Source organism: Streptomyces sp. NPDC002785, assembly GCF_040295565.1.
Lineage (GTDB): Bacteria > Actinomycetota > Actinomycetes > Streptomycetales > Streptomycetaceae > Streptomyces.
Genome location: NZ_JBEOVN010000102.1, coordinates 1 through 25,613, shown reverse-complemented (window position 1 = coordinate 25,613; position 25,613 = coordinate 1). Strand labels below are relative to the sequence as shown.

The following is a 25,613-nucleotide window of genomic DNA, read 5'->3' as shown; positions in this document are numbered from 1 at the left end:
TTGTCGTCAATCACCAACGCTCCGCGTTGCCTCAATCCTCCGCCTTGCAGCTGCACGCACCCAGCCCCGCTCCTTCTCCCACCCCCCATGTGCCGGTCGGTCCAAGTGAAGACTTTCGTTCGCTTGGCGCGTTGCAGGCTCGCAGGAGTGAGGTCGAGAATTTCGTTGCCGATTCCCTCAACCGGCTTGGTGGACAGCAGCAGGGGAGGGCAGCAGCGGGCGTAGCTGTCGTACAGCTCCGCGAACGCGCTCGATTCCCCGGCCCGCACCCGGGTACGCATATGTGTGCTCACCCCCCTCAGCTGTCCAGCACCTCACCGCGGGTTCCCGTGACCCGCGTCACACGCGATCGCCGGACGGGTCGAGCGACAGCCCGTCCGGCGATCGGGGACGCAACGGAGACCGGGCGCACCCGGTGAGCGTGGACCTACGCGGTCACAGCGAAGCTCCCGCCGTGGTTCCCCCGGCATCGCGGGTCCGGCGGGTCGCTGCCGCGACGGTGGCCATCAGCTCCGCGTCCAGGACGGACGGATCGGCCAGTCGCGTCGGGGCGGCGTACGAGTTGAGCAGCGCCTTCGTGACGCGCAGGGCGGCCTCGGGGCGGCGCACGATGGGCTTGGCCCACGCGGTGACCGCCTCGTCGAGGGCGTCCTCGGGCACGACGCGCTGGAGGACCGACAGTTCGTACGCCTCGTCGGCGTCGAAGGCACGTCCGGTCAGGATGAGTTCGCGCGCACGGGCGGCGCCGACCTCGTGGATCAGGCGGGGCAGCACGCCGCCCCAGGCGGTGGGCAGCCCGAGCGCCAGTTCCGGCAGCCGGAAACCGGCGGTGTCGGCGCCGACGCGCAGATCGCAGGCGAGGGCCAGCGCCAGTCCCGCGCCGATCGCCTTGCCCTGGATCCTGGCGATGGTGACGGCCTGGCTGGTGGAGATCGCCTCGCAGACGCGGCGGGCCTTGTCGCCCGCGATCCGGATGCCCCGCCCGGTGGGGTCCTGGTCGAGCCAGTCGGCGAACTCGTTCCGGTCCCCGCCCAGGCAGAAGTCGTCCCCGGCACCGCTGAGCACCAGCACCCTGACGTCGGGGTCCGGTGCGGCCAGTACCGTCAGAAGATCGTCCAGCATCGCCTCGGTGACCGCGTTGCCGGTGTCGGGGCGGTTCAGCTCCACGCGCAGGACGGGGCCCTCGCGCACGGTGCGTACCGTGCTCGGCCGCCGGTACGGGGACAGGTAGTCGGGGAGCGAGAGCTTCATATCGCCACGTTCATCGAGGTCACACGCCTGAAGACCAGACGGGACGCGTAGCTGGGCCCCGTGACGGCGCGCAGGGTGGGGAAACGTTTCAGGAGCTGGGTCAGGAGCGTACGTGCCTCGAGGCGGGCGAGGGCCGCGCCCAGGCAGTAGTGCACACCGCCCCCGAAGGTGAGGTGGGTGCCGGTGCGCTCGATGTCGAAGGCATCCGGGTCGTCGTTGCGCCGAGGGTCGTGGTTGGCGGCCCCGTACATGACGTGGACCATGCTGTCCTTCGCGATCGGCACGCCCGCCAGGACCGTGTCGTCGGCGGCGATCCGGGTGTTGATGTGGATGGGAGGGTCGTACCGAAGGGCCTCGTCGACGGCGGCGTCGATGTATCCGGGGTGCTCCGCGAGCCATGCCCACCGGCCGGGCTCCCTCAGCAGCAGCCCCACCATGCTCGACAGCAGCGTCGCGGTGGTCTCCAGCGAGGCGATGGCGACGAACATGGTGAGACGGTAGAGGATCTCGTCCGCGGCCTCACGGTCGGGTTCCGTCGCGTCCCAGGCGTGTATCCAGCCGGTCAGGACATCGTTGCCAGGGTTGGCGCGGCGCTGTTCCACCAGGTCGGTGAAGTACGCGCGTAGATGCACGGTCGCCTCGGCGGACACGGCGAGCTCGCTCTTGGTGGGCAGCAGCTCCTGGGCGTGCACCTGGTTGTGGGTGATCTCCAGGATGTGGGGGTAGTCCTCGGGCGGGATCCCCAGCCAGGAGCCGATGGTACTGATCGGGAGCTGCTCGCTGACCGTACTGACGAAGTCGGTCTCGCCCTGGCGCAGTTTTTCGGCCAGCTCGTCGAGAAGACGGGTGACGTCCTCCTCGACCTGCGGGGTCAGCCGCTCGATGGTCGAACGGTCGAAGAGGTTGCCGAGGCTGCGGCGCTGGCATGTGTGAGCGGGCGCGTTGAGGCGCGAGAGCGTCTTGGTCATCTCTTGCGTGGCGACCGCGTCCCAGCGCTCGGTGTCCGCCTGGCGTTCCTGCCAGGCGAAGTCCGGCGCCAGCCAGTTGCGGCCGCGCAGCACCTCGCTGCACGTGTCGAAGCCGGTGACGAAGTACGCGTTCCAGGGAGCGCGTACGACATCACCCATGGATCTCAGCTCGCCCAGAAGGGCGTAGGGATCAGCCTGCCCCTCCGGCGATTTGAGTCGCCGTAGGAGGGAAATGAGGGCACGGCGGTCGACAGTGGTGGGCCTGTCTGTGCCACAAATAGCACTCACGCAGAGTTCCTTGTCCTGGGCTCATGGTTACGGCCAGAACCTACCCCTCCGCATATATCTGCCATGCGTCGATCGCTGTTGCCCCTGTCACAAGAAAATGGCTTGTCGGCCCCTTGTCATATGTCGAACGACCCATATTCCGGGTCTGTGTGACATCCAGTCATGCGCACAATTCGTCAGAATCCATGTGCCGGACGGCCGTCACACGCGGAAGACGTCAAGGAAGGAACTCCACCAGCCCTTTGTCTTCTTGTGCGGCTCCACGTGGTCGTAGCGTGCGGCGGGAGCTTCTTCGGGGGTGGCGATCCGGGACGAAACGGGCGGCTGTGCGGCCGTCGCCGCGTGGCGCGCGGCACTCGGGCTGAACCGGACCGGCAGGGACACCAGCGCCCGGTGGAACGGGCCCGGCCGCCATTCGACCGCCGAGGCCGGCACGGCGAGGGCGAGGTCCGGCACGGTGTTGAGGATCTTCTCGATCGCGGTGAGGGCGATGAGCTGGGCGGGGGACTTCGCCGGGCAGACGTGGGGGCCCGCACCCCAGGCCAGATGGGCGCCCTTGCTCAGGGTCTGGCGGGCATCGGTGAGCGCGGGGTCGCTGTTCGCGGCGGCGAAGCTGATGAGTACGGGGGTTTCCGCCTTCAGCGTCACGCCGCCGAGGTCGACGTCCTGGACCGGGTAGTGCGTCGCGTAGTTGGCGATCGGCGGGTTGTTCCACAGCACGTCGTCGAGGGCGTCCTCGACCAGCATCCCCGTACCTCGCCGCTGCGGGCCCCCGGTGTCGTCGGACAGCATGAGGAGCAGGGCGTTGGCGATGAGATTGCGTTCCGGCTCGATGCCCGCGCCCATCAGCATGACGAGCTGGTCCTTGAGCTCCTCGTCCCGCAGGCCTGCCGGGTGCTGGATGAGCCAGGAGGTGATGTCCTCGCCGGGCTGCCGCCGCTTGAGGGCGACGAGCTCCATCAGGCACTCCGTCAGCTCGGCGTTGGCCCGCAGTACGTCCTCGCCGTCGAAGATCGCGGACATGCCACGGGTCAGCCGGTCGCCGATGTCACCGGGGCAGCCGAAGAGCTGGTTGAACAACAGCAGCGGCAGAAGCTTGGCGTAGTCGCCCAGCAGGTCGGCGGAGCCGCGTTCGATGAACTGGTCGATGAGGTAGTCGGCGATGCGCTCGACATCCCGGCTCAGCCGCGTGGTGTTGAGGCGGGCGAGGCTCTCGGTGACCGCCTTGCGCAGGCGCAGATGCTCGGTGCCGTCCGTGAACAGGCAGTTGGGCCGGTACGCCATCATGGGCAGCACCGGACTGTCGAGCGGTACGCGGCCCTCCCGCAGCGCCGCCCACCGCCGCGAGTCACGGGCGAAGAACGAGGGGTTCTGCAGGACCCGGAGCGCGGCCTCGTGCTGCACGATCAGCGTGGCCTCCACCCCGGGAGCCAGCTCGATCGGAGCGGCGAGCCCGTGCGCCCGGAACTCGTCGTACACACGCTGCGGATCGGACGCGAACTCCGGCCCGTAGAGCGACTTCTGCCGCTCACCGTGCATCGGGCACCCGGTGGGGGCGCTGTACGGGGTGGCTCCCGGCTGAGAGTCCATGTGTGATTCCTCGATGTGATCGCGGGCCTCGCAGGGCCCGGACGGCGGACGGAAAACGGGGATCGGGATCCCGTACCGACGGAAGGCGGACGGAGCAGGGGTCAGGCCACCCGTGCGAGAAGGTGCCGGACCAGAGTGATCAAGGCCTGCGCGGACGAGTTCTCGTCCCGGGCGTCGCAGTACACGACCGGGGTGTCCGGCAGCAGATCGAGAGCCTCACGCAACTCGTTCTCGGCGTGCTGGGAGTACGGGTCGAAGCTGTTGACCGCGACCGCGTACTCCAGCCCGTACGTCTCGACGAGGTCGATCACCGGGAAGGTGTCGGCGAGGCGAGCCGGGTCGACGAGGAGCAGCGCACCGAGCGAGCCCCGCGCCATGTCCTCCCACAGCTCGACGAAGCGCTGCTGGCCCGGCGTACCGAACAGGTACAGCACCAGTTCGTCGCCGAGCGTCAGACGGCCGAAGTCCAGTGCGACCGTTGTCGTCACCTTGTCGGGCGCGCCCCGCAGATCGTCGATGTGGGCACTGGCCTGCGTCATCCTCTCCTCGGTGCGCAGCGGAGTGATCTCGGAGAGGGTGCCGATGAGCGTCGTTTTGCCCACGGCGAAGTGTCCGACGACGAGGATCTTCGCCGCACGCTGTACCGCGTCCGGCACATAGATGTTCTCAGCCGAACCGGACGTGGAGTCCATGCAACACCTCTTCGAGGATCTTCCTGTCAACGAGCTGAGCCGGCGGTGGCGCCTTACGGCGTATCAGATGACCCTGATCCGCTAAATCGTTCAGCAGCAGCCGTGCCACTCCGACGGGCAGCTCCAGATGGCCCGCGACCTCCGCCACCGACAGATAGCCACCGGAGCACAGCTCCCAGATCGCCCGGACCTCGGGGCTCGGGTTCGGGGGCTGCTGCCGGTCGGGCGCGATGGTGACCAGGGTGACGAGGGAGAGGCCCCCCGCATCGGGCAGGCCGCGACCGCCGGTGATGACGTAGGACCGGACGAACCCGCTGCTGACCGCCTGCTCCTCGCCCGGCGTCGTCATGCGTCGCTTCCGGCGTTCTGGCGGGGAGGTGTGGTCATCGCCTTCCCCAGCGCGGCGACCTGTTGCTGCATACGGAAAGACATGGCCTCCATGTCCACGTCGGCCGCGGCGGCCGCCGCCAGATAGGCGCCGGTACCGGCGGCGATCAGGAAGATCCAGCCGTGCTCGTACTCGAGGAGCGTCTGGTGCCAGCGGCCGGGCGTCTGGGCGCCGATGAACGGTGCGACGGCCCGGCTCAGCGACTGCATGGAACTCATCGCAGCCGCCACGGTCTCCGCGTCGTCCCGGCCGATCTCACTGGAGTTGGCCAGCAGCAGGCCGTCGGCGGACACGAGGATCGCGTGCCGTGCGCCGGGTACCTGGAGCACATCGTTGAGTACCCAGGACAGGTCGGGGTTCACTGGAACTCGGGTCCTTCCATCGTCGTCGTGTCGCGCCCGGACCGTGTTCCACGCTGGAACGCGCCCAGGCGGGAAGCGGTCTCCTCATTGCTGCGCACCGGGCCGGGCTCGGTCGACGGCACCACCGACACCGGGCTCTTGCGACGACGCTTGGGCAGGCCACCGGCGGTGGTGAAGGACCCCGTCGGCTGCGGAGCGGGGGCCGGGTGTGCGGCCGGAGGGAACAGGGGAGTCGGTTGCGGCGCCGGTGCCTGACGGCGGGGGAGCGGCGACACGTCCGCATGGTGGCCACCGGGGGCCGCAAGAGGTGCCGGGGGTGCGGGTGCATCGCCGGTGAGTAGCTCGTCGGGCAGGAGAACCACCGCGCGTACGCCTCCATAAGGGGATACGGAGTCGACCGAGACCTTGAACCCGTAGCGCGCGGCCAGCACGCCGGAGACGGCGAATCCGAACTGCGGGGGAATACCCAGACTGGAGACGCTGATCGCGGCCTGAGGCGCGAGGAGGGCCGCGGCGCGGTCCTTCTCCTCCTGGCCCATGCCGAGGCCGGCGTCGTCGATGATGAGGCAGACGCCCATCGGGACGGCCTGGATGTTGATTTCCACCGGGGCGCCGGGGGCGGAGTAGTTGGTGGCGTTGGCCAGCAGCTCGGCGAGGACCACAGCCACAGGTTCCACGGCCTTGCTGACGACCGAGAAGTTCACCTGCCCGTTGACCCGGACCCGGTCGAACTGCCGGATACGGCCCTGGGCGCTGCGGGCCACGTCGAAGACGGAGGCGACCGTCTCCCTGCGCCCGAGCCAACCGCCGCAGAGCACCGCGATGCCCTGCGCCCGGCGACCGAACTGGCTGTTGGCGTGGTCGATGGCCATGAGATCGGCGAGCATGCTGGGGTCGTCGCCGTGCTTCTTCTGGGCGTTCTCGATGACCACCTGCTGCTCGTCCGCAAGCCCCTGGAGGGTGCGCACGGCCGCCTTGAGGACGGCCTTGGTCTCCTCCTCGGCGTCCTTGCGGACCTCGGCCAGCTCGGCGGCCTGACGATGCAGCAGACCGGTGTGGTTGACATGGAGTTCGTCCCGCTGCCGTTGCAGCGCGTCACGCTCCCCACGGAGTGCGGCGTTCTGTCTGCGCAGACCGACGTTTGTCTTGCGAGCCCGCAGGACGGCACCCACAGCGACTAGTGCTACGACAACCAGTGCCCAGAAGAGAGGGCCCTGTGCAAATGTCATGAGACTCACTTCAAGTGCCATGGCTACGGAAACGGCTTGACGCTCCCTCATGTGCCATACGGTCCGGACTCGTTGAGCCACGGATCGTGCCACGCGGGGAAGGTCCCTCCGAAAGTGGGGCCGAGGAATTCATCCCTCCCGGAATGCCCCCATATGCCGTCAGCCCACTGGAAGTAAGATGATCTTAGCATCGGCCTGTTGGGTAAATGTCAAGGCCAACACGCCAGTTGCACCATTGACGCGGAATGTTCACATCCAGGTGCGGGGCCGCCACCCCGCCGTCACGCCGCTCACCTGGGCATCCTGCAGCGAGAGATGACCGACACGCGGGGGCTGTACAGGGGTCCCGCAGGGCTTCGGAGGGCTGCGGCAACTCCGTTCGCATGGAGTCCGCGAGGGCGCGTACGGGCGGCGGCCACGGAGGTTCGCCCGGCCCGCGCGGCGCGAGCCTTCTGCTGTGACGGGGGGCGATCGGTACGAGAACGAGATTTCCCGGGATCGGCGACGGTGAGAACCTCCGGCAGGACCGATTTCCCCACACCGGCCCGCACCATGCTGATGTGAGTGCTCAGGCTCCGTATGTGATGGAGGGGTGAGGGGCGGCCCCGGCTGCCTGGTGGATCCTACGGACACGGTGCTCGCAGGCGGTCGGCGGAAGCGTTAGTGGGAGCGATTCCCGTTCTGGTGGACCGGGATGGGGTCACGCGTGGAGTCGTGTGGCAGGTACCGGCCAAAATGGACCCAGGGGGTGGCCATGGGGCTCCGCGGTGACGCACATGGAACCGGGCGTCGTCTTCACCTACGACCGCAACACCCAGACCAACACCCTCCTGCACAAGGCCGGCGTCGAGGTCATCACCATCGTCGGCGCCGAACTCGGCCGCGGCCACTGCATGACCTGCCCCCTGGCCCGGGACGCAGTGGCCTTCTGACGCCGCTTCGCCCGCTGGGCCACGGTCCCTCCACCACACTCCGGAGCGCAGCCGCCGGCTCGGCGTGCGTCACTCGTTGTCGGCAGCGTCCCGGGCCGATGTTTCCCCAGCCCCCGACGACCGCTGGTCACGAACGCGCGGTACGGGACAGCCCGTAGGGTGGCCGACATGGGAACCGGCGGCGGCCGGTCAATCGAGAGAGGCGTCAGCATGGCGGGGCACGAGCTCGCTGCGGCTCAACGGGAGCACTGGGAGCAGACGTACGGCGAGCACCCCTCCATGTACGGCGAAGAGCCGTCCGAGCCGGCCGTCCACGCAGCCCGGGTCTTCCGCTCGGCCCGCGCCCGCCAGGTGCTGGAGCTGGGGGCCGGGCACGGCCGCGACGCGTTGTACTTCGCCCGAGAAGGCTTCACCGTCCAGGCCACCGACTTCAGCCCGGTCGGCCTGGAGCAGCTGCGCGAAACTGCCGACGCCCAGGGCGTGTCCGGACAGGTCACCACCGCGGTGCACGACGTGCGCGAGCCGCTCCCGTCGGCCGATGGCTCGGTGGACGCGGTGTTCGCCCACATGCTGCTGTGCATGGCCCTGTCCACCGAGGAGATCCAGGCCCTGGTCACCGAAGTGCGCCGGGTCCTGCGGCCGGGCGGAGTCTTCGTCTACACCGTCCGTCACACCGGCGACGCCCATTACGGGGTCGGCACCGGGCACGGCGACGACATCTGGGAGCACGGCGGCTTCGCGGTGCACTTCTTCCCCCGCGACCTGGTCGACGCCCTCGCCGACGACTGGCAGCTGCAGGAGGTCCACCCCTTCGAGGAGGGTGGCCTGCCCCGCCGGCTGTGGCGCGTCACCCAGGCCCTGCCCCGGTGAGCGCCTCCCCGGTACCGGCCGCCGACATCACCGTCGACGGCACCGGCCTGCTGTGCGTCACTCTCCTGCTCCGCCTGCGAGCCCGCATCGCCGACGCCGAGCCGGGCACAGTCGTGTACGTCATCGCCACCGACCCGGCCGCCCCGCTCGACCTGCCGGCCTGGTGCCACATGGTCGGCCACGACTACCTCGGCCCCGTGCCCGGCGCCGACCGGGCCATGTACGCGCTCAGGCTCGCCGCGGACGCGCGCCCCACCCGGCCCGGCGCCCCCTGGCACCGGGCCGAGCCGGTCCGCTGACCGGCACCGCGACCGGAGCGTGCTGATCCGCGATCGTGGCGTTTGCCGGTCGGGCTCAGCTTGTGGAAGCGGCGCGTTCGTAGGCCAGGGTGAGTTCGGCGAGGACGCCGTCGGCACGTTGTGGGCGGCCTTCGAGGTGCATGGCGCGGAGCTCGTCCATGAATCTCTCCCCCATCTCAGGGCCGCCGCGAGCGAGAAGTTGGGCACGGATCGACAGCTCGGGCGTTGTGGGGAGCCACCGGGAGCCCCAGGCGCCCAGATGCGTCATGAGTGGAACGAGTTCGATCGCTGCCTCGGTGAGCCGGTATTCGATCTTCTGCCGGTGGCTTGGGTCATCGTGCCGAGTGAGCAGGCCGGCGTCCACGAGCTTCGACAGGCGGGCGGCGAGGATGTTCGACGCGATGCCCTCGATCGAATGCGTGAGGAGCTCGCGGAAGTGCCTGTGGCCGCCAAACATGACATCCCGCAGCACGACCAGACTCCATCGGTCGCCCAGCAGCTCGACGGTCAAGTTGATCGGGCAGCCCGACTTCCCGTCCGGCACGGGCAGACGATCGGTCCGTACTGGTTGCGGCATATCCATAGCATAGTACAGTGCCACTGGTTGCAGGTTGCAATCAGAAATTGCTGTCAGCTCCTGAAGGAGGATGCATGTCGCAGCTGTTGAGGGTGCAGTGCTTCACGGTGTCGCGGGACGGGTTCGGTGCCGGTGAGGGGCAGAGCCTGGACCGGCCCTTCGGTCACGCGGACCCCTCCGCTCTTTTCTCCTGGGCGGGCGCCACCGCCAGCTGGGTGAACCGCGCCGACCCCGGCGGCACTCGCGGCCTGGACGACTATCTGACCCGCGACCATGCCCGCGGCATGGGAGCGGAGATCATGGGGCGTAACAAATTCGGCCCCCAGCGTGGCCCCTGGGAGAACCACGAGTGGCAGGGATGGTGGGGAGACACCCCGCCGTTCCACGCGCCGGTCTTCGTGCTCACCCATCACGAACGCCCGTCCTTCACCCTGGCTGACACCACCTTCCATTTCCTCAATGCGACACCGGCCGAGGCGCTGGCACGCGCGAAGCAGGCAGCCGCTGGCCGGGACGTGCGCCTCGGTGGTGGAGTTGCCACCATCCGCGAGTTCCTCGAGGCCGACCTGGTCGACACGATGCACATCGCCGTCGCGCCCGTCGACCTCGGTCGGGGCGAACGGCTGTGGGAGAGCCACACCGACCTGCTCGACCGCTTCCACCTTGAGTCAGTGCCGAGTCCCAGCGGAATCACTCACCTCCTGTTCTGGAGACGATGACCACTGGCCCGCACGATCGCACGCACATGCCGCGATGAGCGCGTACCTGCCCGCCGGCCTCGACGCCTGCATCGCGCATGGGAACGAGTGCCCGGACTTCCACCAGGTCGCTTGGACGGAAACGGCGTACTGAACATGCGATCAAGCCGACCCGCCACGGGGCACCTGCTGCTGCACCGAACCGTGCCCACAAGGCCCTGGGCTCTGACCAGGGCCTTCGTCGTGGAGCGGGTGACGAGAGTCGAACTCGCGCCCTGGGCTTGGGAATCCATGGCGCGTTGGGCATCGAAGTAGCCCCTGATCTGTGGAAACAGCGGCCCCGATGGGTCTTCTCGTACGCCCATCCACCCCTCGCACGGCGAGCGCGACCACTACGCGGAGCCGGGCGTGGAGGAGGTGGTGGCGCAGCTGCCGTCGGGCGACGAGGGCGAGTTGCTGCGCGCTGGACACGCTGGCCGAATTCCTCTGAGCAGGGAGAGGGAAGCCCCCGCGTGGGCCGATCTTGGCTGATATACGCTGCGCCTGACTTGCTCGAACAGTTCGGCGAATCCGTGCCACCGGATACGTCCTGCCCCGGGGGGGCATTCCCATGACTTCGCAGTCCCGCGCGGTGCTCGGCATCGCGCTCACTTCCGTCCTCGCCCTGGCGTCCGCGGCCCCGGCCGCCGCCCACACCACCGCCACGGCCGCGGGCGCGGCCACCGGCACCACCGTCACGGCCGCCGGCACTGCCCCGGCCGCCGTCGGGACGGGCCCGTGGGGCACCCGCACCCTGCACGCCCCGAACCCCAACCCCGCCTCCGCCTCGGGCGGGCTGAACGCCCTGGAGTCGGCCGGGAACGGCGCCCTCGTCTCCCTCACCGGCGACGGGCTCTCCCGTTCCACCCGGATCCGGGCCGCCGGCAGCACCAGCTGGCTCGCCCCGCAGACCTGGCCGGACGCCGGCGGGTACAACACCGAGCTTGTCTCGCTCGGCGACGGCTCGGTGCGCCTGGTCTGGCGGGCCAAGCGCGCCGACGACCACAACAACTACTGGCTGAAGGTGGCCACCCTCACGCCCGGCGCGACCGCCTTCTCCGAGCCCGAGTACGTTGCCGCGGTCCCCGAGAAGGGGTACCACCACCTGGCGGCGACCCCCGACGGCCGGCTGGTCGCCGTGTGGTCGGTCTCCGGCGTCGTGAAGGCCGCCGAGAAGACCGGCCCGCAGGCCGCGTGGACCGCTCCGGCCGACCTCAACGAGCAGCCGCCGTCCGGCAGCCGGGACATTTCCGGCATGGACCTGGCGGTCGCCAAGGACGGCACCGCCCTGCTGGTGTGGCAGTGGCAGGCAAGCAAGGCCGTCGTCGCCCTGGAGAAGGCCCCCGGCGCGTCCGCCTGGACCGCGGTCCGGGACTTCCCGGTCCCGGGCGTGGACCTGGCGCGCCCGAAGGTGTTCGCCAATCCACAGGGCGGCTTCGACGTGTTCTACGACAACACCGCGCACCTCATGAACACGCGCCGGCCCGCCGGCGCCACGCAGTGGAGCACCCCGCGGTCCGCTGCCAACTATGGCAGCACGTACGGGATGACGGCGCCCGTCTACCTGCCCAACGGCGACCTCTTCGTCGCCGGCGGGCCCGGCTACTCGACCGGCCCCTGGTACGCGGTGCGCTCGGCGGCCACCGGCGTCTGGCAGCCGTACACGCAGCCCTTCTCCACGCACAAGAAGGTGCGCGCGGTCGGCGCGGCCGCCACCTCGGGCGGCACGGTCACGGTGACGTGGCGGGAGGGCTACTCGTCCGAGGAGTACACGATGGCCGCCGTCTTCAAGGGCGGCACCTGGTCCGCCCCGCGGCGGCTGAGCGCGACGAGTGCCCAGTTCACCGGGGCGCCCCAGGTGGCCGCCGACGCGCTCGGCCGGCCCGTCGTGCTGTGGGACGAGTACAAGCGGACCGAGACGAACAGCTTCGTCCTGGACGGCGTCTACCAGGCCACCACCACCAGCCGCGCGCTGCCCAAGTGGCGTGACTACACGGACGACGGCAAGGCCGACCTGTTCGGCCGGGACAGCACCGGGCTGAAGGTGTACGCGGGCGACGCGACGAAGCTGTCCGCGGGGCAGCGCGCGAGCAGCTGGCCGACGGGCACGCTCGTGCTGCCGTTCGGCGACCTCGACGGCGACCGCTGCAACGACGTGTTCGTCCGCTACCCGAAGGGCGAGGCCCGCGTCTACCCGACGATCTGCGGCGGGCTGCCAGACCAGCAGTCGTTCCACGTCAAGGTCTCCTCGGACTGGAGCGGGTACGACGCGGTCGTCTCGCCCGGCGACGTGACGGGCGACGGCCGGGCCGACCTGCTGACCCGGTCCGCCTCGACCGGGAAGCTGTACGTATACGCGAACAACGGCGCGGGCGGCTTCAAGGCCCGCTCGCTCGCCGGGTCCGGCTTCGGCGGCTACAAGAGGCTGATCGCCGCCGGGGACCTCGACGGCGACGGCAAGAACGACCTGCTGGCCCTCGACGCGTCGAACGAGCTGTGGCGGTTCAGGGGGACCGGCGCCGGCACCTTCACGCCCCGGTCGCTGGTCTTCAAGGACTGGGGCACCTCCAACAAGGACGTGGTCGGCGGGCTCGACCTGTCCGGGGACGGCCGGGGCGACCTGATCTCGCTCGACAAGGACGGCCGCGCCTGGCTGAACCGGGGCAACGGCCACGGCGGCTTCGACAACCGGTCGCAGGTCGGCAAGGCCACGAACTGGTCGGGCATCCGCATCTCCTGACGGCGCGGGTCCGGGGGCCACTCGGGACCACGGGGGTCCCGGGGGCCGGCTTCGTTCGTCCGGTTCCGATTTCGGCGGGTCCGCCCGGACCACCTCGCCCCGGAAGGGCAGGTGGACCGGCCGGGCCCGTTCCACGTACGCCGCCACGGCGGCCGGGGGGATTCGCACAGCCGAACCCGAGCTGACCACCGGCCGATCCCGGCCCGACGGAGGCCCGGGCCCGGAAAGATCCGAAAGTGACGGCCTAACCGCGTATATGACGTAGGCCACTTGGCTTCGATCTCGCGATGCGGCATCACGAAGTGGCCCCCTCGGATCCAGAGCGTCGTATTCGACATCGATGCAGGTCAGGGGTCGCTGTGAACGCCGCCCCGCGGCAACCCGGCATCTCTCGGCCCGGCTGCCGTCCTCCGCTGCTACGGGCGACTCACCACGAGGGGCACGGTCTCAGCCGCGGCAGTGCGTGTGTGCGAACCGTATCCGAGGCCGCCATTGCGCGGCGGACATCCACGGTCACAGGTCGTCCGCCGTTCCGTCGATAGCGGGTCCGCAGCCCTCGGGGAGGTTGGCGACGATCAGGGCCACCGCCTCCTCCACCGTTTCGGGCTCCCCGAGGATGGTGCCGTTGGACTGACGGATGACCATAAACCCGCCACCGCCGCGTGGGAACAGGGTGCCCACGTCGTGGGTCCATGGGAAGCGGATGCACCGGCTGAGGTACAAGGCGCCGTGGCTGACCATTGGGGATAGTTCCCGAAGGCGAGGGTTCGCATACGCTGCCCGGGGCATGGCAGGATTGATCAAGTTGTCTTCGGAGTCGAGGATAGTCTTCCATTCCTCCGCGACGATTTCCGCAGCTCGCATACGGGCCTCGTTGTCCGCCATTTGTTGGTTCATCCCTTCCTGGGCTTGGGGGGTGTATCTCGGGAATGTCCGGCTTCGGGACTTTGATTTCCTCATTAGCTGAGTACCAACGTTTTTCCTCCCAAGCGCGCCCGAGTGGATCGGGCTCGTTGAACATCATCTCGGACTCGTGCATGCGCACATTGCGCCTTCTGACTGCAGGCCAGTTCGCCCGCAGCCGCGAGGCTGCCGACGAGAGCAGCCCGCGAGGGGCGCCGTGCTTGGCCGCTGTTGTCCGCTCCGAAGGGCAGGGATGGGGCAGGGTGATCTGTCGCGAACCGCATTCTTGTCGAGTGGTCGGCATCCGTGACGCCATCAGTCCTCGTGCGGAGCCTCAAGCTCCTGAAGCTGTTCCCCGATGTCGTCCGCCCACGTCTGCGCCCACCGGATGGCGGCGCCGCGACAGGCGGCTGTCGGGGCAGGGCGCGAAGCGCCCGACCAGAGAGGGGACCGCCGCGGTTCGCTCGGTTGGGTCACTGGGATCTGGCCCATCGCGATGGGCGCGCACGCACAGCGCAATGCCGAGCATCAAGACGCCTCCTGTCTGCTTGTGTCCATTCGGCTAAGTTTGCCCGCATTCCACCTGACGACTGACTTGGCTGCCGAAAAGATCGTTGAAGCGAGTAGGCAACCTCTTGAATCTCGCAGTATTTCTCAACGATTGCCGCGTTTCGCAGGTGACGTGGGAGGGTTCTTCTGCTGTTCTCCCAGAAGGAATTAAGCGGGAACTGGCTGATCGTTTTCGTGGTAGAGTTTCAATGAATTCACAGGACGCCGCAAAAAAGGGGAATGGCGTGAATACCGAGAAGGTTACGGCTCGACGTCTTACGGCCGAAGAGGTTTCGGAGTTGGGTCTCCAGGACGGAATCTTCGTCTCGGCAGAGATGGATGGCCTTCCTCTCGACTGCTACGCCCCGGCTTTCCTTACGAAGCCGGGTAAGAATTTTGAGGGAGGGTCCTTCATTGCGAGGACGATCTTCGGTGAGGAAATTCATGTCCTCCCGGACAATGCTGAAGAAAGTGGGATCTGGATTTCCGACAAGGCGGGGGAGGAAATCGAGGTTCTTCAGAGTGCCGGCGTCCTCCTGAATCTCGCCCTCTTCGTGCCCAACGGGAGCAAGGAATCTCTGGAGTCGCTCTACTCCGCCGCCAGGGACGCCTTCGGCGCGGGGATCGTTCAGCGCTGGAGCGAGGAAGTCGTCGCGGTGCCGGAGGTCAAGGTCGACCTGTTCGAGGAGCCGGCCCGGGGGCGGAAGAACACGAGCAGCCAGAACCGTGACCGCCGCGCCTTGGACATCTACCCGACCCGAGTGCGATTCCTGGAGCCCAGCGATGGCTGGAGGTTCGTTGTCGAACCCCACAAGGAGGTCGTCGATGACACACCGACGATCTGACCTGATGGCAGGTCAGCCAGGTTAGCCTCGATCTTTCGCGGGAGCCCGTCAGCTTGCTGACGGGCTCTTCTTCGTTTGCCGGGGCGTGTGGGCAGGCCGCTGGCCGTCGGCGTCGGTGAAGCGCAACTGTGCGCCGAGGTGCGGCCGTTCCTCGCGGACGATCAGCCACATGCCCTTCGGCCGGCCGGTCAGACAGTCTCCGTCGAGCTCGGCGCTCCAGGCGCCGTCGCGGATCTCGCCGCCGGGTTCGACAGCGGGCGTCCAGGCGGAGGGCGGGACTGTCAGCACGGACGGGTGAATCTGCCCGGTGATGGTCACGCCGACCGAGTGGGACAGCCATCGGCCCTGCTTCGCGAGCCATGCGACGAATGCGTGGGTGCCTCCGCCGGAAGCCGTGCGGATCGGCGTCTGCCGCCCTCGCCGGTACCTTTTCGAGGCCGTCGCGCCCCCCTCATCTGTCGCGGAACTCCTGTGTTTGTCGCCGGCCCCCTGCAGATTCGTCCGCGATCGGTAACCGACGGATCTCGTAGGGGCGTTCGTGTGTCTACATGGGTGCACGGCATCGGCGGAGGCAGCAAAGGGGCGGGCGGACATGGCAAAGCACAAGGGAAGGGGATGGCACGGCCGGCTTCTCGCGGCGGCGCTCGGGGTGACAGCGGTGGCCGCTGCCACCTCGGTGTGGACCGCCCAGGCCGACCCCGTCGGAGGGGGGCCTCAAGCGCGTGTCTCAGCGCCGGACGCCCGGTCCCAGGACCGGGCCAAGGTGGCGGCGGACATCGCGCACGCCTCGGACAAGGGTGCCCGTGGCGTCAACATCACCATCGACGACGGACCGGACCCGGTCTGGACGCCGCAGGTGCTGCAACTGCTGAAGGACAACGGCGTCAAGGCCACGTTCTGCATGGTGGGCACCCAGGCCCAGGCGCACCCGGACCTGGTCAAGGCGGTCGTGGCAGCCGGGCACCGGCTGTGCAACCACACGATCTCGCACGACACCGCCATGGACTCCAAGCCCGAGGCCTATCAGTCCCAGCAGATCCTGGATGCCGAACGCATGATCACCAAGGCATCCGGAGGCGTCCGCCCGCAGTACTACCGGGCCCCGGGCGGCGCTTTCACCCCGTACAGCCGACAGCTCGCCGCGTCTCGGGGGATGCGGCCGCTGGGCTGGAACGTCGACTCCAAAGACTTCGAGCGTCCCGGCGTGGACACCATGGTCGCCACCGTCAAGAGCGAGATCTCCGACGGGCCGACCGTCCTTTTCCACGACGCGGGAGGGGATCGCTCCCAGACCGTGGCCGCTCTGCGCGAGGTGCTGCCCTGGCTGAAGCAGCAGGGGTACTCCTTCGGCTTCCCCGTGCGGTGAGTGAGGCTCGCCCGCAGTGACGGGAAAGAGAAAGTCGGAGGCCGAAAAGACCGCCCAGCGGGATGTACAAGCCCAGATCAGCAAGAAGTACGGAAAGGGGTGGGCGCACCACTGCACCTTCCGCAGCTCCAGGCGGTAGGCCCCGCGCCCGTGGAAACACGTGAACAACAGAGAGCGTAAGAAGCTGCCGAAGCGGCTTGCCGCGGCTGCCGGTGACGGACACGTCGGACTTCTCCAGCGACTCCTCACCCAAGGCGCCGATCCCGACGCCCGCGACCCTGACGGAGCCACACCGCTTTACCTCGCCGCCGTCCAAGGCGAAAACCGCTGCGCCGAGCTGCTCCTGGCGGCCGGGGCCTTGCCCAACGCCGAATCCCGGGGATGGCGCAGCGGACTACCACTCGCCGCAGCCGCTACCAAAGCGAACCTGCCCCTCGTCGAGCTGCTGCTACGTCATGGAGCCGACCCGCACCTTCGGGAGTCGCGGGGCGGCTCGGCGCTCGACTGGGCACAGGGCTGGAGCTACGACACCGAGGAGCGGCAAGCCGTCCTGGACCGGCTGTGCAACCTCACCGCTTGAACCGTCCCCACCGGACGGCCGGCACCTCCGGTTTGCCGAGTGCTGCTGGGGGTGCCTTATGTGTTTCGTCAACCCTGGCTGGGGTTGTTCATAGGGGTTTGTTCTGGTTACGCAAAGCGTGAAGTTCCCAGCAGGTCGGGTGCCGTGTGGGCAGACCTGTGGTCGACATGGCGGGTGGCCACGTCGGCGCACGAGCGCGACGGGGCGGAAAGGGTAGGTGGGTGGGCTGGTCAGAAGCTGTTGTCCCTCCGGGCATGAGCGACATGGTCGGGGCGGCACGTCGGTTCCCCCCGCTGCGAAGCGTCGTACGGGGCTGTGGGCTTGGCCGTCGAAAAGCGTGGGGCGTCGGGGAAGGAGTCACCAGCGGGACCAGGACAAAAACGCAGCCTCAGGTAGCTGACCCGGGGCCTGGAGCTGCTCGGTGTCGGGCCCGTTGGATGGCCGGCGCGTGGGGTGGGGTGCCCGGTCGGCACCCCACCCCACGCGTCAGGCGTGGGAGCCGGCCTTGCGACGGCGTACGAGAAACACCGCGCCCCCGCCGATCGCCACGGCCGCGCCGCTCGCGAGCGCAAGCTGCGGCATCGCGGAGGACGAGCCCGTGGCGGCGAGGCTGCCGCTCACCGGACGGGACGCGCTGCTCTGTGCCTTGACGTCCGAGGTGTTCGGCTTGGTGGCGCCGGGCTTGGCGTTGCCGGGCTTGCTGCCCGCGGCGGCGATCAGGAACTCGTAGCCTTCGAGGTCCGGGTTCCCGCCGCAGGTGCCGTTGTCATTGAAGTAGTCACCGGCGACGAAGGTGACGCCGTTGCCTGCGGGGGCCGAGGCGTCGATCTTGAGGCGCATCTTGATGTCGGCGTGGGCGCCGGCCTTCAGCGGGCTGATGGCGTCCATGTAGTGCTTGTTGTCGACGGTCTTCCACTTCGAGGACGAGGCGGAGGACCACTGCAGGTGCACCAGGTCGTCGATGCTCTTGAGCCCGCTCCGGTCGGTCGCGTGGACGTAGGCGAACGGAAGCACCTCGTCCATCGTCTTGTCGGTGCCGTTGGTCACCCGGAGATTGAAGTCGACCTTCGTGCCGGCGACGACGGTGGACGGCAGACCCGTGACGACCGTGGTGAGCCTGGCCTCCGGGACGCAGTCCTCACCGTCCTCCTCCTCTTCCTCCTTCGCCTTGGCCAGCGCCTCGTCGGCGGCGGTCTTGTCAGCGAGGGCCGCCTTGGTGGCCTTCTGCGCCTGGTCCAGCTTCCGGGCCGCGGCGACCCGCTCGTCGTCCCGCGCGTCCAGGGCTTCCACGACCGCGGCATCGGCGGCGGCCTTGGTCTCCTTGGCGGTCTCGGCGTCGGCCTTCGCTTCGGTGAGCTTGGTCGCGGCGGCGGCTTTCTCCTCCTCGGTGGCCGTCTCCGGGAGTGCGTCGACCACGGCCTGGGCGTCGATGACCGCCTGGTCGGCGTCCACCTTCGCGGTGGCGGCCTCCGCCGCCGCGGCCTCGGCGGCCTTGGCGGCCACGGCCAGAGGATGGGTGTCGGACAGGGTGGCTTCCAGAGCCGCCTCGGCGGCACTCTCGGCCTCTACGGCGTCGTCGTACGTCGCCTTCGCGGCGGCGGCTGTCTTTTCCAGCTCCGCGATGGACGGCTTGTCCTGCGTCTGGGCTGCCGGCTTGTCGTCGGCGAACGCGGGGGTGACCGACAGCAGGAGAGCAGGCATGGTCACTGCGGCGGCAACAGCTGTGGCAAGAATCGGGCGAATCTTCACAAGAGCCCTTCGGCGTCCGAAAAAAGAAGAAGGGGTCGCAGCGGGAGGGGGCACGCAGATGCGACTTGAGGGGATCGTATGGTCGGGCCAACGGTCCACCACCACGAGTTCTTCACCTGTTCCGGCCGGTACCACAGCACCGTGACCGACAGAAAAGGCGAAAGGGTGCAGTTGTATTCACCGCCTGCGCTTTCGCTGTGATCAATGCCACAGGCCCCTGGGTGCGGTGTTCCGTGCGTCCCCGGCGCCGCCCGCCCCGCGAGCGCCTGCACCTCCGCATACGCGTACGCCCCCCGCTCGCCGACCGCCCCGCGCGGACGTCCACCGCCGCAGCTACGGCAGCACCTGGCGCGCGGCGGTAGAGAAGAAGTCGACGAACGTCACGCCCCAGGCGCGCACGCCTGGTGGCCATCGCTGAACGATTCGGCTCCGCCCCGGGGTCGGGTGACGCCCAGGAGGCGCGGCTTGCCGGCCCTCCGGCATTTGCGGCAGGGCGAGTTCCGACGACGGCAGTGGAGAGCCGGTGCGGTCCACCCGGTCGTGAACCAAGCGAGCGGTGGCTCGGATGGGTGCGATGCGGGCGTGTTGCCCGACGGGTAACAGAGTCAGGCAAACAAGAAAGGCCCGGGTCAGTGACCTGGGCCTTCGTCGTGGAGCGGGTGACGAGAATCGAACTCGCGCTCCGAGCTTGGGAAGCACCCGGTACTGCGTAGGCTTGAACGCCCTCTGGCCTGGGGAAACGCACCCCTGGGGGTGTGCCGCAGTGGCTTCGTTCGGGCCTCTGCTGACCGCTGTTCACCGTCCTGACTGGCACGTAGTGGCACGCTCACCCCCAGGTGGTCGGCTGAGACGCGGGTGGTCGGCCGAGAGCTGAGCGGGACCGGCCGCGCCCGGTACGGCCGCAGAGCCCCGGTACGGCAGCAGAGCCCCGGTACGGCAGCAGGGTCCGGACCGTGCGTCGCGGTCCGGACCCTGCCCCGTGCGGTGCTGCCCTGCGGCGGCGGTGCGTCAGCTCTGTGCGGTGTCCTCGCCCGTCTGCCCGGCACCCTCGGCTGCGCCTGCCTTCTCGCGCATCTTGCGCACCAGCTCCGCCTTCCGGTCGGCGGCACCCTTGCGGTCGAGGTTGCGGTGCGGACCATTATTCTGCCGTTCGGCGCGGGACAGCCTCTTGCGCTGGCCGCCGCCCATGCCCACGGGGTTGTTGATGTTCTTGCTCACGGTCATGGGTTCTCCCGGAATGATGTGAAGTGATCTACGGATTCATCGGTGGGGGACGGGCGCGGCGACGTCGAGGGACGTCAGCAGGGGCCCATCACGCTCTACTCGTAAATCGGCGTCTCGAAGAACATGACAAAGACGTTACCCGGTTCCGTCGGCCCCTCACGCCAAGCCTTTCGCCGCCCCGGCGTCGGCCGGGCTTTCGGTGAGCGCCCGGGGTCAGCCGTTTCCTTCCGGGAATCTCAGCACCCGCCAGCACCCGCCAGCACCCGCCGGTGGTCGTCGCGTGCCCGGGGCAGGTCCAGATGGACGTTACTGGGCCGCCGCGGGCGTGGTCAGTGGTCGCGAGCACACTGGCGACATGAGCACCGGATCCGTGGAACCCGGCGCATACCGACGCGACAGCCGGGTCATCGGCCTACCCATGACCGACCCGACAAGCGAAACGGACCGCCGGAGAACCCGACTGCCCGTCAGGAAGGTCGAGGTTGAGGCGAGATCAAGGCAGTTACGGCACGCGAATGGCACGCGTCAAAGAGGTCTAGACAACAAACAAGGCCCTGGTCTCCGACCAGGGCCTTCATCATGGAGCGGGTGACGAGAATCGAACTCGCGCTCTGAGCTTGGGAATCAGCGGTCCTTGGACTGCCAGAGGGGCTCTGACCTGTGCTTTCCCGTTGGGTGGGGTGGATGGCTATGGTCTCTGAGAGCTGTACCTGACCGCTGTTGCCCGCTCCGCTGGGCACGGATGGGGCACGGGGTGGGCAATGCAACGGACCCGCCATGCATGCTCCGGGTGGGCTGGTGGGTCAGAGAGGGATGATGCGGACCTGGTTGCCGCAGAGCTTGGTCATGTCGTCGCTGTCCGAGGTCAGCAGGACGACCGGTTTCGGCTGGCGCAGTGCCACCTCGGCGACCGTGGCGTCGATGGCGTACTTGTGCCCGTGCAGTCCGGTGTCCTTGAGGAGCTGCGCTGCTGCTTTGGCCGCTTGCTCGGTGACCGGTTCTACCTTGATGCGGGACAGGGCCCAGTTCAGACGTGGGATGTTGGTGCGGGAGTGGCTGACTTCCACGATGGTGTTCGCCCCGATCACGAGATCTGCTCCCATGCCGTGGAAGACCTGCAACATCGCGAGGAGCTTGCGGTCCTGCGCGATCCAGGCGGAGAGCCCTTCCGAGTCCAGGACGACGGTTTCGATGCGCTCGCTCACGCGGCGTCCGCGCCCTTGCCGGAGCGGGCGGTGCCAAAGATCTTCGAGTGGGCTTCGGCGAGCTCCTCGTCGCTGAAGCGTCCGTGTTCTTCCTCGTGACGGCGAAGGTCTTCGCCCAGTAGCTGGTGTCGGATCTGGCGGGCTACGGCTTCCGCTACGTAGCCGGAGACGTTGTCCGTGAGCTTGCGGAGCTCTGCCACCTGGTCGCTGGGCAGGGTGACGGTGATGCGGGTCGTCGAGGACATGTGGCAAGCATACCGGAGTATGCGCGAAAGGTCTCGTGATTGCTGCCCTGGGGGACGCCAGAGGGCCCGGAGCCAATTCGGTCGTCTTTCTGGCGCCCCGGGGCGGAGAGCACGGGTAACGGAAGCTTCTCCTCGCGCGGGGCCACATCGCACGCGGACCACGGCCTTTGATGGACTGGGCATCAAGATGTGTCGGCCGCTGCTCTCCGATGACGGCGACCCCATGATTTGGATGGGGGTCACTCGTCGCCACGTCGCTTCCCCCTTCGACCTCAACAAGCGGTGCGAACCTGTAGGAGTCGTGGCAGCCTCTCCGTCGACATGCAAGGCGCGCGCATCGTGTGCCGGGGTAGTGGCGCATGTTGAGGTCATCAGTGTGGGTCTCGATAGGTTGGGCGATCATCAGTGCTGTTGTGCCTCTGCGTGGTTGGAGAGCGATGCCTCGATACGTGCGAGTCAGGATCGTTACGCCCGAGGAGGAGGAAGCCCATGAGAGAGCCGGCATCGTCCTCGCTCTTACAGCGCTCACGATTGCTGTTCAGATGGCGGGCGTCTTCTACCTTTCCACGGCGCTGCAGGGCGGCCATCTCGGGCATGCCTTCCTAGGGTCGCTCTGCGTGCTCCTGGCTGCCGGGGTCGCGCAACTCGTGGATGCCAGAGGCCGCCGACGTCCGTTCAGGTGGCGGAAGTTCATCCTCAGTGTTTGTCTCTCGATCGCCCTCGTGCTTGCCCTGCCTGCCCTCATGTAGATGAGATTCTCCCGTGGCACTTTCAGGAGGCGGGCCGATGGCGTCTCAAGGGTCGAGCCACGAGCCTGGGCCTGGACGAGATCGCCGCGCTGACCTATCGGGACTCGGGCCACGAGCGCCAGAGAGGTGGCGAGCGCGCTGGACAAGATGGTCCGGGCCGCTCGAGGGAAGGGCGCTGAACAGCGCAAGACGGTCAAGGTCGTGCGGAGGTGGTGCGCGATGCTGACCGGCCTAGACAGCAAAGAAGCCCCCGGCCGTTGGCCTGGGGCTTCTTCATGGAGCGGGTGACGAGAATCGAACTCGCGCTCTGAGCTTGGGAAGCTCATGTTCTACCATTAAACTACACCCGCGAAGCGCACCGTTTGGTTGGCGGTGCATCGCCCCACACTGTACCTCATGCCAGGTCCCCGGCGTTTGAGCCGTGGGCCCTTTTTGCTGTCGAGGAGGGTGGATGCGGGTGCTGTGGGCGGGAGTTGGGGGCATAGCGTGGTGGTCGGAGTGCCGCCTGGAGTAGCGTCCTGTTCATCCCCTAATGTGGCGTTCTCGTCCAAGGCTTGTTGGGGAAGGGACTTGATGGACTTCATGGAGCGCACCGTCGTCCGCTGTGCCGAAGGGCACGTTTTCGCTACCGCTTCGTTCCCGATGCAGCAGCTCGGGTCCGGGCGGATCGGCCCCGGGCGGCTCATTCGCTGTCCTCGTTGTGCGCGGCTGCGGCATGCCGTACCTGTGGTGTTCGAGAAGCGGTAGCGGCGGCCGAGCGAGGCGCGGCAGGAGTGGTCACAGGCGCGCGGGGCGGTCCCGGATTGGGGCGGCCCCGCGCGTTCTGCGTATCCTCGGGGCGTGCTTCTCTCAGATAAGGACATCCGGGCCGAGATCGACGCCGGACGTGTATGTATTGATCCATTCGACGCGTCGATGGTGCAGCCCTCGAGCATTGATGTGCGGCTCGACCGCTACTTCCGGGTGTTCGAGAACCACCGCTATCCGCATATCGATCCAGCCGTCGAGCAGGCCGACCTGACGCGCATGGTCGAGCCGGACGGCGACGAGGCGTTCATCCTGCACCCCGGTGAGTTCGTGCTGGCTTCCACGTACGAGGTCATCTCGCTGCCCGACGATCTTGCCTCGCGGCTGGAGGGCAAGAGTTCGCTGGGGCGGCTCGGTCTTGTGACGCATTCCACCGCAGGGTTCATCGACCCCGGTTTCTCCGGGCACGTGACCTTGGAGCTGTCGAATCTCGCGACGTTGCCGATCAAGCTGTGGCCGGGGATGAAGATCGGACAGCTGTGCATGTTCCGGCTGAGTTCGCCTTCGGAGTTCCCGTACGGCTCCGAGCGGTACGGATCGCGGTACCAGGGCCAGCGCGGGCCGACCGCATCGCGTTCGTTCCTGAATTTTCACCGGACCCAGGTGTGATGCCGGATGAGCGATGATGTGCGGGAGAACCTGACGTACGAGGGGTTCGGTCATGCCGTGCGTGAGCTGGCGCAGACCGTGGCCGACGACGGATTCGAGCCCGATGTCGTACTGAGCATCGCGCGGGGCGGGGTATTCGTCGCGGGCGGGCTCGCTTATGCCCTGGACTGCAAGAACATTCATCTGGTGAATGTGGAGTTCTATACCGGGGTGGGAACCACTCTGGAAATGCCGGTCATGCTGGCGCCCGTTCCGGATGTCGTCGATTTCTCGGACAAGAAGGTCCTGATCGCCGACGACGTCGCCGATACCGGGAAGACCCTGAAGCTGGTGCGCGATTTCTGTATCGATCATGTTGCCGAGGTGCGCAGCGCGGTCATCTACGAGAAGTCGCATTCGCTCGTGAAGTGCGAGTACGTGTGGAAGAAGACCGATCGCTGGATCAACTTCCCGTGGAGCGTGGACAAGCCCGTCGTACGGCGCAGCGGGCAGGTTCTCGACGCGTAGAGCCGCAGGCCGGTTAGCGGAAGCCCGGCGGCACGGTCATTGGCGAGCAATCGCACCCGCATGAGAAAGAGCCCCCGACGCGGCGTGTCGGGGGCTCTTTCTCATGCGGTCGGATGCCGTCAGATCGTGCCCAGCTTGATGATCGACAGCAGCGCGATCAGCTGGATCGCGGATGCGCCCAGCGCCTTCGGCCACGGCAGGTCGTGCGACTTGCTCACCATCGAGGTGAAGAGCGCGGCCGAGGCCAGCCAGGTAATCCAGCCGAGAATCTGGACCAGGGAGTTCTCGCCGCCGAGGAAGATCGCGAAGATCAGGCGGGGCGCGTCCGTGATCGACATGATCAGCATGGAGAGGCCCACGGTCGGCTGCCAGGCGCCGTCGCCGCCGAGCTGGCGGGCGAGCGTATGGGTGACCGCGCCCAGGACCAGCCCGCCGATGACGAAGCCGATGCCCGTGATGACGACGTAGGGGACCGCTGCGGAGATCGTCGCGTTGATCGCGTCGTCCCGGGCCTGGTCGAAGCCGAAGAGGGCGAGCAGGCCGTACAGGAACGTGACGATGAGCGCCGGGCCCCAGACCGGGTGGTCGCGCATCTGCCAGAACGTCGGTCCCGGGCGCAGCACGATTCCGGTGAGCAGGTCCTTCCACGGCAGTCGCGGGCCCGCGGGCTGGGCGGGAGTCTGGCCGGCGCGGTAGGTGTTGCCGTCGCCGTACGGGTCCTCGCCGATGCTGAACGCTTGGGTGTGGCCGGGGGAGTTGGCGTACGGGTCGCCCTGCTGGGGGGACCCGTGGGGGTGGTGGGGCTGCTGGTACGGGTCCCCGAAGTACTCCGGCTCGCCGTGGCCGCCGCCGTTGTAGCCGTTGCCGTAGCCGCCGTTGTGTCCACCGGGCCCGTTGTGTCCGCTGTGCCCGCTGTGTCCGCCGGGCCCATTGTGTCCACCATGCCTGCCGTTGTCGTACGGGGGCGGGGCGCCGTTGCCTCCCGTCGGTGGCCATGGCTGCTGGGCGTACGGCGGTGGTGCCTGTGTGCCGTACGGCTGCTGCCGCGGTTGCTGTTGCGCTTGCTGCGGGGTGCGGTTGTCCCGGCCGCGTCCGATCCTGAATCCAGCCACGTCATCGAACGTACCTGGTCCGCGTGGGCGTGGTGAGGGGGCCTGGGAAACCTGCCCGCCATTGCGGCCGAGCTGTGACATCCCCTAGGGGAACCCTGGGGGGCCGTCCCCATGCGTATCCGTGCGGGAACGCAGAAGCGGGGGGGGGGGGGCCCCCGCGCGGGGGGGGCCCCGGGGGGGGGGGGGGGGCCCGGCGGCGACAACCCGCGCCCGGGCCGGGGGGGGGCGGGCGCGGAGGGC

Annotated in this window: 24 protein-coding genes, 1 tRNA gene and 2 pseudogenes; 10 read left to right on the top strand and 17 right to left on the bottom strand. The window is 68.3% G+C overall.

The genetic code is table 11. The features are described 5' to 3' along the window. The 8 genes from ABTZ94_RS22650 to ABTZ94_RS22615 all read right to left on the bottom strand — a co-directional run. The coding region (locus ABTZ94_RS22650) for a hypothetical protein (protein ID WP_351202868.1) at positions 1-281 on the bottom strand (281 nt) is incomplete at its 3' end. A 154-nt stretch (positions 282-435) separates the two neighbouring features. Beyond that, positions 436-1,251, bottom strand: coding sequence for an enoyl-CoA hydratase/isomerase family protein (locus ABTZ94_RS22645; protein ID WP_351202867.1), 816 nt, complete (start codon positions 1,249-1,251; stop codon positions 436-438). After that, positions 1,248-2,378 (bottom strand): cytochrome P450, encoded by a 1,131-nt coding sequence (locus ABTZ94_RS22640; RefSeq protein WP_351202866.1) that lies wholly within the window; start codon positions 2,376-2,378, stop codon positions 1,248-1,250. The genes ABTZ94_RS22645 and ABTZ94_RS22640 overlap by 4 nt, the downstream gene beginning before the upstream one ends. A 330-nt stretch (positions 2,379-2,708) precedes the next feature. Beyond that, a complete protein-coding gene (locus ABTZ94_RS22635; RefSeq protein WP_351202865.1) occupies positions 2,709-4,097 on the bottom strand; it encodes a cytochrome P450 in 1,389 nt (462 codons plus the stop codon). 101 nt (positions 4,098-4,198) lie between these two features. Further along, complete coding sequence (locus ABTZ94_RS22630) at positions 4,199-4,789, bottom strand: GTP-binding protein (RefSeq protein WP_351202864.1); 591 nt, start codon at positions 4,787-4,789, stop codon at positions 4,199-4,201. Beyond that, positions 4,764-5,138: a DUF742 domain-containing protein gene (locus tag ABTZ94_RS22625; RefSeq protein ID WP_351202863.1), complete on the bottom strand. Its 375-nt coding sequence runs from the start codon at positions 5,136-5,138 to the stop codon at positions 4,764-4,766. The genes ABTZ94_RS22630 and ABTZ94_RS22625 overlap by 26 nt, the downstream gene beginning before the upstream one ends. Then, on the bottom strand, positions 5,135-5,539 hold the full coding sequence (locus ABTZ94_RS22620; protein ID WP_093899415.1) for a roadblock/LC7 domain-containing protein: 405 nt from the start codon (positions 5,537-5,539) through the stop codon (positions 5,135-5,137). Before ABTZ94_RS22620 ends, ABTZ94_RS22625 begins: the two co-directional genes overlap by 4 nt. After that, positions 5,536-6,768, bottom strand: coding sequence for an ATP-binding protein (locus ABTZ94_RS22615; protein ID WP_351202862.1), 1,233 nt, complete (start codon positions 6,766-6,768; stop codon positions 5,536-5,538). The genes ABTZ94_RS22620 and ABTZ94_RS22615 overlap by 4 nt, the downstream gene beginning before the upstream one ends. Positions 6,769-7,481: 713 nt before the next feature. Here ABTZ94_RS22615 and ABTZ94_RS22610 point away from each other — a divergent pair. From ABTZ94_RS22610 to ABTZ94_RS22600, 3 genes and pseudogenes are all read left to right on the top strand, one after another. Then, a pseudogene (locus tag ABTZ94_RS22610) lies at positions 7,482-7,700 on the top strand (arginine deiminase family protein); the annotation flags it as partial. A gap of 210 nt (positions 7,701-7,910) precedes the next feature. Next, positions 7,911-8,570: a class I SAM-dependent methyltransferase gene (locus ABTZ94_RS22605; protein WP_351202861.1), complete on the top strand. Its 660-nt coding sequence runs from the start codon at positions 7,911-7,913 to the stop codon at positions 8,568-8,570. After that, positions 8,567-8,869, top strand: coding sequence for a sulfurtransferase TusA family protein (locus ABTZ94_RS22600; protein WP_351202860.1), 303 nt, complete (start codon positions 8,567-8,569; stop codon positions 8,867-8,869). Before ABTZ94_RS22605 ends, ABTZ94_RS22600 begins: the two co-directional genes overlap by 4 nt. A 55-nt stretch (positions 8,870-8,924) precedes the next feature. Here the strand turns inward: ABTZ94_RS22600 and ABTZ94_RS22595 are convergent, their stop codons facing one another. Then, on the bottom strand, positions 8,925-9,446 hold the full coding sequence (locus ABTZ94_RS22595; RefSeq protein WP_351202859.1) for a winged helix-turn-helix transcriptional regulator: 522 nt from the start codon (positions 9,444-9,446) through the stop codon (positions 8,925-8,927). Between the two features lie 74 nt (positions 9,447-9,520). Here ABTZ94_RS22595 and ABTZ94_RS22590 point away from each other — a divergent pair, with 74 nt between their 5' ends. Both ABTZ94_RS22590 and ABTZ94_RS22585 read left to right on the top strand, forming a co-directional pair. Next, on the top strand, positions 9,521-10,165 hold the full coding sequence (locus tag ABTZ94_RS22590) for a dihydrofolate reductase family protein (protein WP_351202858.1): 645 nt from the start codon (positions 9,521-9,523) through the stop codon (positions 10,163-10,165). Positions 10,166-10,754: 589 nt separating this feature from the next. Then, the gene (locus ABTZ94_RS22585; RefSeq protein WP_351202857.1) at positions 10,755-12,923 is read left to right on the top strand and encodes an FG-GAP repeat domain-containing protein; all 2,169 of its coding nucleotides are present in this window, start codon (positions 10,755-10,757) and stop codon (positions 12,921-12,923) included. A gap of 513 nt (positions 12,924-13,436) precedes the next feature. Here ABTZ94_RS22585 and ABTZ94_RS22580 read toward each other — a convergent pair. Further along, positions 13,437-13,808: a DUF6193 family natural product biosynthesis protein gene (locus ABTZ94_RS22580; RefSeq protein WP_351202856.1), complete on the bottom strand. Its 372-nt coding sequence runs from the start codon at positions 13,806-13,808 to the stop codon at positions 13,437-13,439. A gap of 812 nt (positions 13,809-14,620) precedes the next feature. Between ABTZ94_RS22580 and ABTZ94_RS22575 the strand changes: the two genes are divergently transcribed. After that, complete coding sequence (locus ABTZ94_RS22575) at positions 14,621-15,220, top strand: hypothetical protein (RefSeq protein WP_351202855.1); 600 nt, start codon at positions 14,621-14,623, stop codon at positions 15,218-15,220. Positions 15,221-15,316: 96 nt separating this feature from the next. Here the strand turns inward: ABTZ94_RS22575 and ABTZ94_RS37940 are convergent. Continuing rightward, positions 15,317-15,664 (bottom strand): annotated as a pseudogene (locus tag ABTZ94_RS37940) (IS1380 family transposase); the annotation flags it as partial. 148 nt (positions 15,665-15,812) lie between these two features. Between ABTZ94_RS37940 and ABTZ94_RS22565 the strand changes: the two are divergent. After that, the gene (locus ABTZ94_RS22565; protein ID WP_351202854.1) at positions 15,813-16,586 is read left to right on the top strand and encodes a polysaccharide deacetylase family protein; all 774 of its coding nucleotides are present in this window, start codon (positions 15,813-15,815) and stop codon (positions 16,584-16,586) included. Between the two features lie 160 nt (positions 16,587-16,746). Continuing rightward, positions 16,747-17,166 (top strand): ankyrin repeat domain-containing protein, encoded by a 420-nt coding sequence (locus ABTZ94_RS22560; RefSeq protein ID WP_351202853.1) that lies wholly within the window; start codon positions 16,747-16,749, stop codon positions 17,164-17,166. 486 nt (positions 17,167-17,652) lie between these two features. Here the strand turns inward: ABTZ94_RS22560 and ABTZ94_RS22555 are convergent, their stop codons facing one another. The 5 genes from ABTZ94_RS22555 to ABTZ94_RS22535 form a co-directional block, all read right to left on the bottom strand. Beyond that, positions 17,653-18,915: an LAETG motif-containing sortase-dependent surface protein gene (locus tag ABTZ94_RS22555; protein ID WP_351202852.1), complete on the bottom strand. Its 1,263-nt coding sequence runs from the start codon at positions 18,913-18,915 to the stop codon at positions 17,653-17,655. Positions 18,916-19,923: 1,008 nt separating this feature from the next. Then, positions 19,924-20,139, bottom strand: a complete 216-nt coding sequence (locus ABTZ94_RS22550) for a DUF6243 family protein (RefSeq protein WP_351202851.1) — start codon at positions 20,137-20,139, stop codon at positions 19,924-19,926. A gap of 803 nt (positions 20,140-20,942) precedes the next feature. Further along, positions 20,943-21,344 carry a DNA-binding protein gene (locus ABTZ94_RS22545; RefSeq protein WP_351202850.1) on the bottom strand — a complete coding sequence of 134 codons (402 nt, stop codon included), beginning with the start codon at positions 21,342-21,344 and terminating at the stop codon, positions 20,943-20,945. Then, positions 21,341-21,589: a type II toxin-antitoxin system CcdA family antitoxin gene (locus tag ABTZ94_RS22540; RefSeq protein WP_351202849.1), complete on the bottom strand. Its 249-nt coding sequence runs from the start codon at positions 21,587-21,589 to the stop codon at positions 21,341-21,343. Before ABTZ94_RS22540 ends, ABTZ94_RS22545 begins: the two co-directional genes overlap by 4 nt. A 1,025-nt stretch (positions 21,590-22,614) precedes the next feature. After that, a tRNA-Gly gene (locus tag ABTZ94_RS22535) sits at positions 22,615-22,688 on the bottom strand. 490 nt (positions 22,689-23,178) lie between these two features. Here ABTZ94_RS22535 and dcd point away from each other — a divergent pair. Together dcd and ABTZ94_RS22525 are read left to right on the top strand one after the other, a co-directional pair. Continuing rightward, on the top strand, positions 23,179-23,754 hold the full coding sequence (dcd, locus tag ABTZ94_RS22530) for a dCTP deaminase (protein ID WP_351202848.1): 576 nt from the start codon (positions 23,179-23,181) through the stop codon (positions 23,752-23,754). 6 nt (positions 23,755-23,760) lie between these two features. After that, positions 23,761-24,261 carry a phosphoribosyltransferase gene (locus ABTZ94_RS22525; RefSeq protein ID WP_351202847.1) on the top strand — a complete coding sequence of 167 codons (501 nt, stop codon included), beginning with the start codon at positions 23,761-23,763 and terminating at the stop codon, positions 24,259-24,261. Between the two features lie 119 nt (positions 24,262-24,380). Here the strand turns inward: ABTZ94_RS22525 and ABTZ94_RS22520 are convergent, their stop codons facing one another. Continuing rightward, the gene (locus ABTZ94_RS22520; RefSeq protein WP_351202846.1) at positions 24,381-25,373 is read right to left on the bottom strand and encodes a Yip1 family protein; all 993 of its coding nucleotides are present in this window, start codon (positions 25,371-25,373) and stop codon (positions 24,381-24,383) included. Positions 25,374-25,613: the final 240 nt, after the last annotated feature.

Coding starts and splice junctions, on each gene's coding strand:
- ABTZ94_RS22645 (WP_351202867.1), bottom strand. CDS start 1,251: ATGAAGCTCTCGCTCCCCGACTACCTGTCCCCGTACCGGCGGCCGAGC.
- ABTZ94_RS22640 (WP_351202866.1), bottom strand. CDS start 2,378: ATGGGTGATGTCGTACGCGCTCCCTGGAACGCGTACTTCGTCACCGGC.
- ABTZ94_RS22635 (WP_351202865.1), bottom strand. CDS start 4,097: ATGGACTCTCAGCCGGGAGCCACCCCGTACAGCGCCCCCACCGGGTGC.
- ABTZ94_RS22630 (WP_351202864.1), bottom strand. CDS start 4,789: ATGGACTCCACGTCCGGTTCGGCTGAGAACATCTATGTGCCGGACGCG.
- ABTZ94_RS22625 (WP_351202863.1), bottom strand. CDS start 5,138: ATGACGACGCCGGGCGAGGAGCAGGCGGTCAGCAGCGGGTTCGTCCGG.
- ABTZ94_RS22615 (WP_351202862.1), bottom strand. CDS start 6,768: ATGACATTTGCACAGGGCCCTCTCTTCTGGGCACTGGTTGTCGTAGCA.
- ABTZ94_RS22605 (WP_351202861.1), top strand. CDS start 7,911: ATGGCGGGGCACGAGCTCGCTGCGGCTCAACGGGAGCACTGGGAGCAG.
- ABTZ94_RS22595 (WP_351202859.1), bottom strand. CDS start 9,446: ATGCCGCAACCAGTACGGACCGATCGTCTGCCCGTGCCGGACGGGAAG.
- ABTZ94_RS22590 (WP_351202858.1), top strand. CDS start 9,521: ATGTCGCAGCTGTTGAGGGTGCAGTGCTTCACGGTGTCGCGGGACGGG.
- ABTZ94_RS22585 (WP_351202857.1), top strand. CDS start 10,755: ATGACTTCGCAGTCCCGCGCGGTGCTCGGCATCGCGCTCACTTCCGTC.
- ABTZ94_RS22580 (WP_351202856.1), bottom strand. CDS start 13,808: ATGGCGGACAACGAGGCCCGTATGCGAGCTGCGGAAATCGTCGCGGAG.
- ABTZ94_RS22565 (WP_351202854.1), top strand. CDS start 15,813: ATGGCAAAGCACAAGGGAAGGGGATGGCACGGCCGGCTTCTCGCGGCG.
- ABTZ94_RS22550 (WP_351202851.1), bottom strand. CDS start 20,139: ATGACCGTGAGCAAGAACATCAACAACCCCGTGGGCATGGGCGGCGGC.
- ABTZ94_RS22540 (WP_351202849.1), bottom strand. CDS start 21,589: ATGTCCTCGACGACCCGCATCACCGTCACCCTGCCCAGCGACCAGGTG.
- ABTZ94_RS22525 (WP_351202847.1), top strand. CDS start 23,761: ATGAGCGATGATGTGCGGGAGAACCTGACGTACGAGGGGTTCGGTCAT.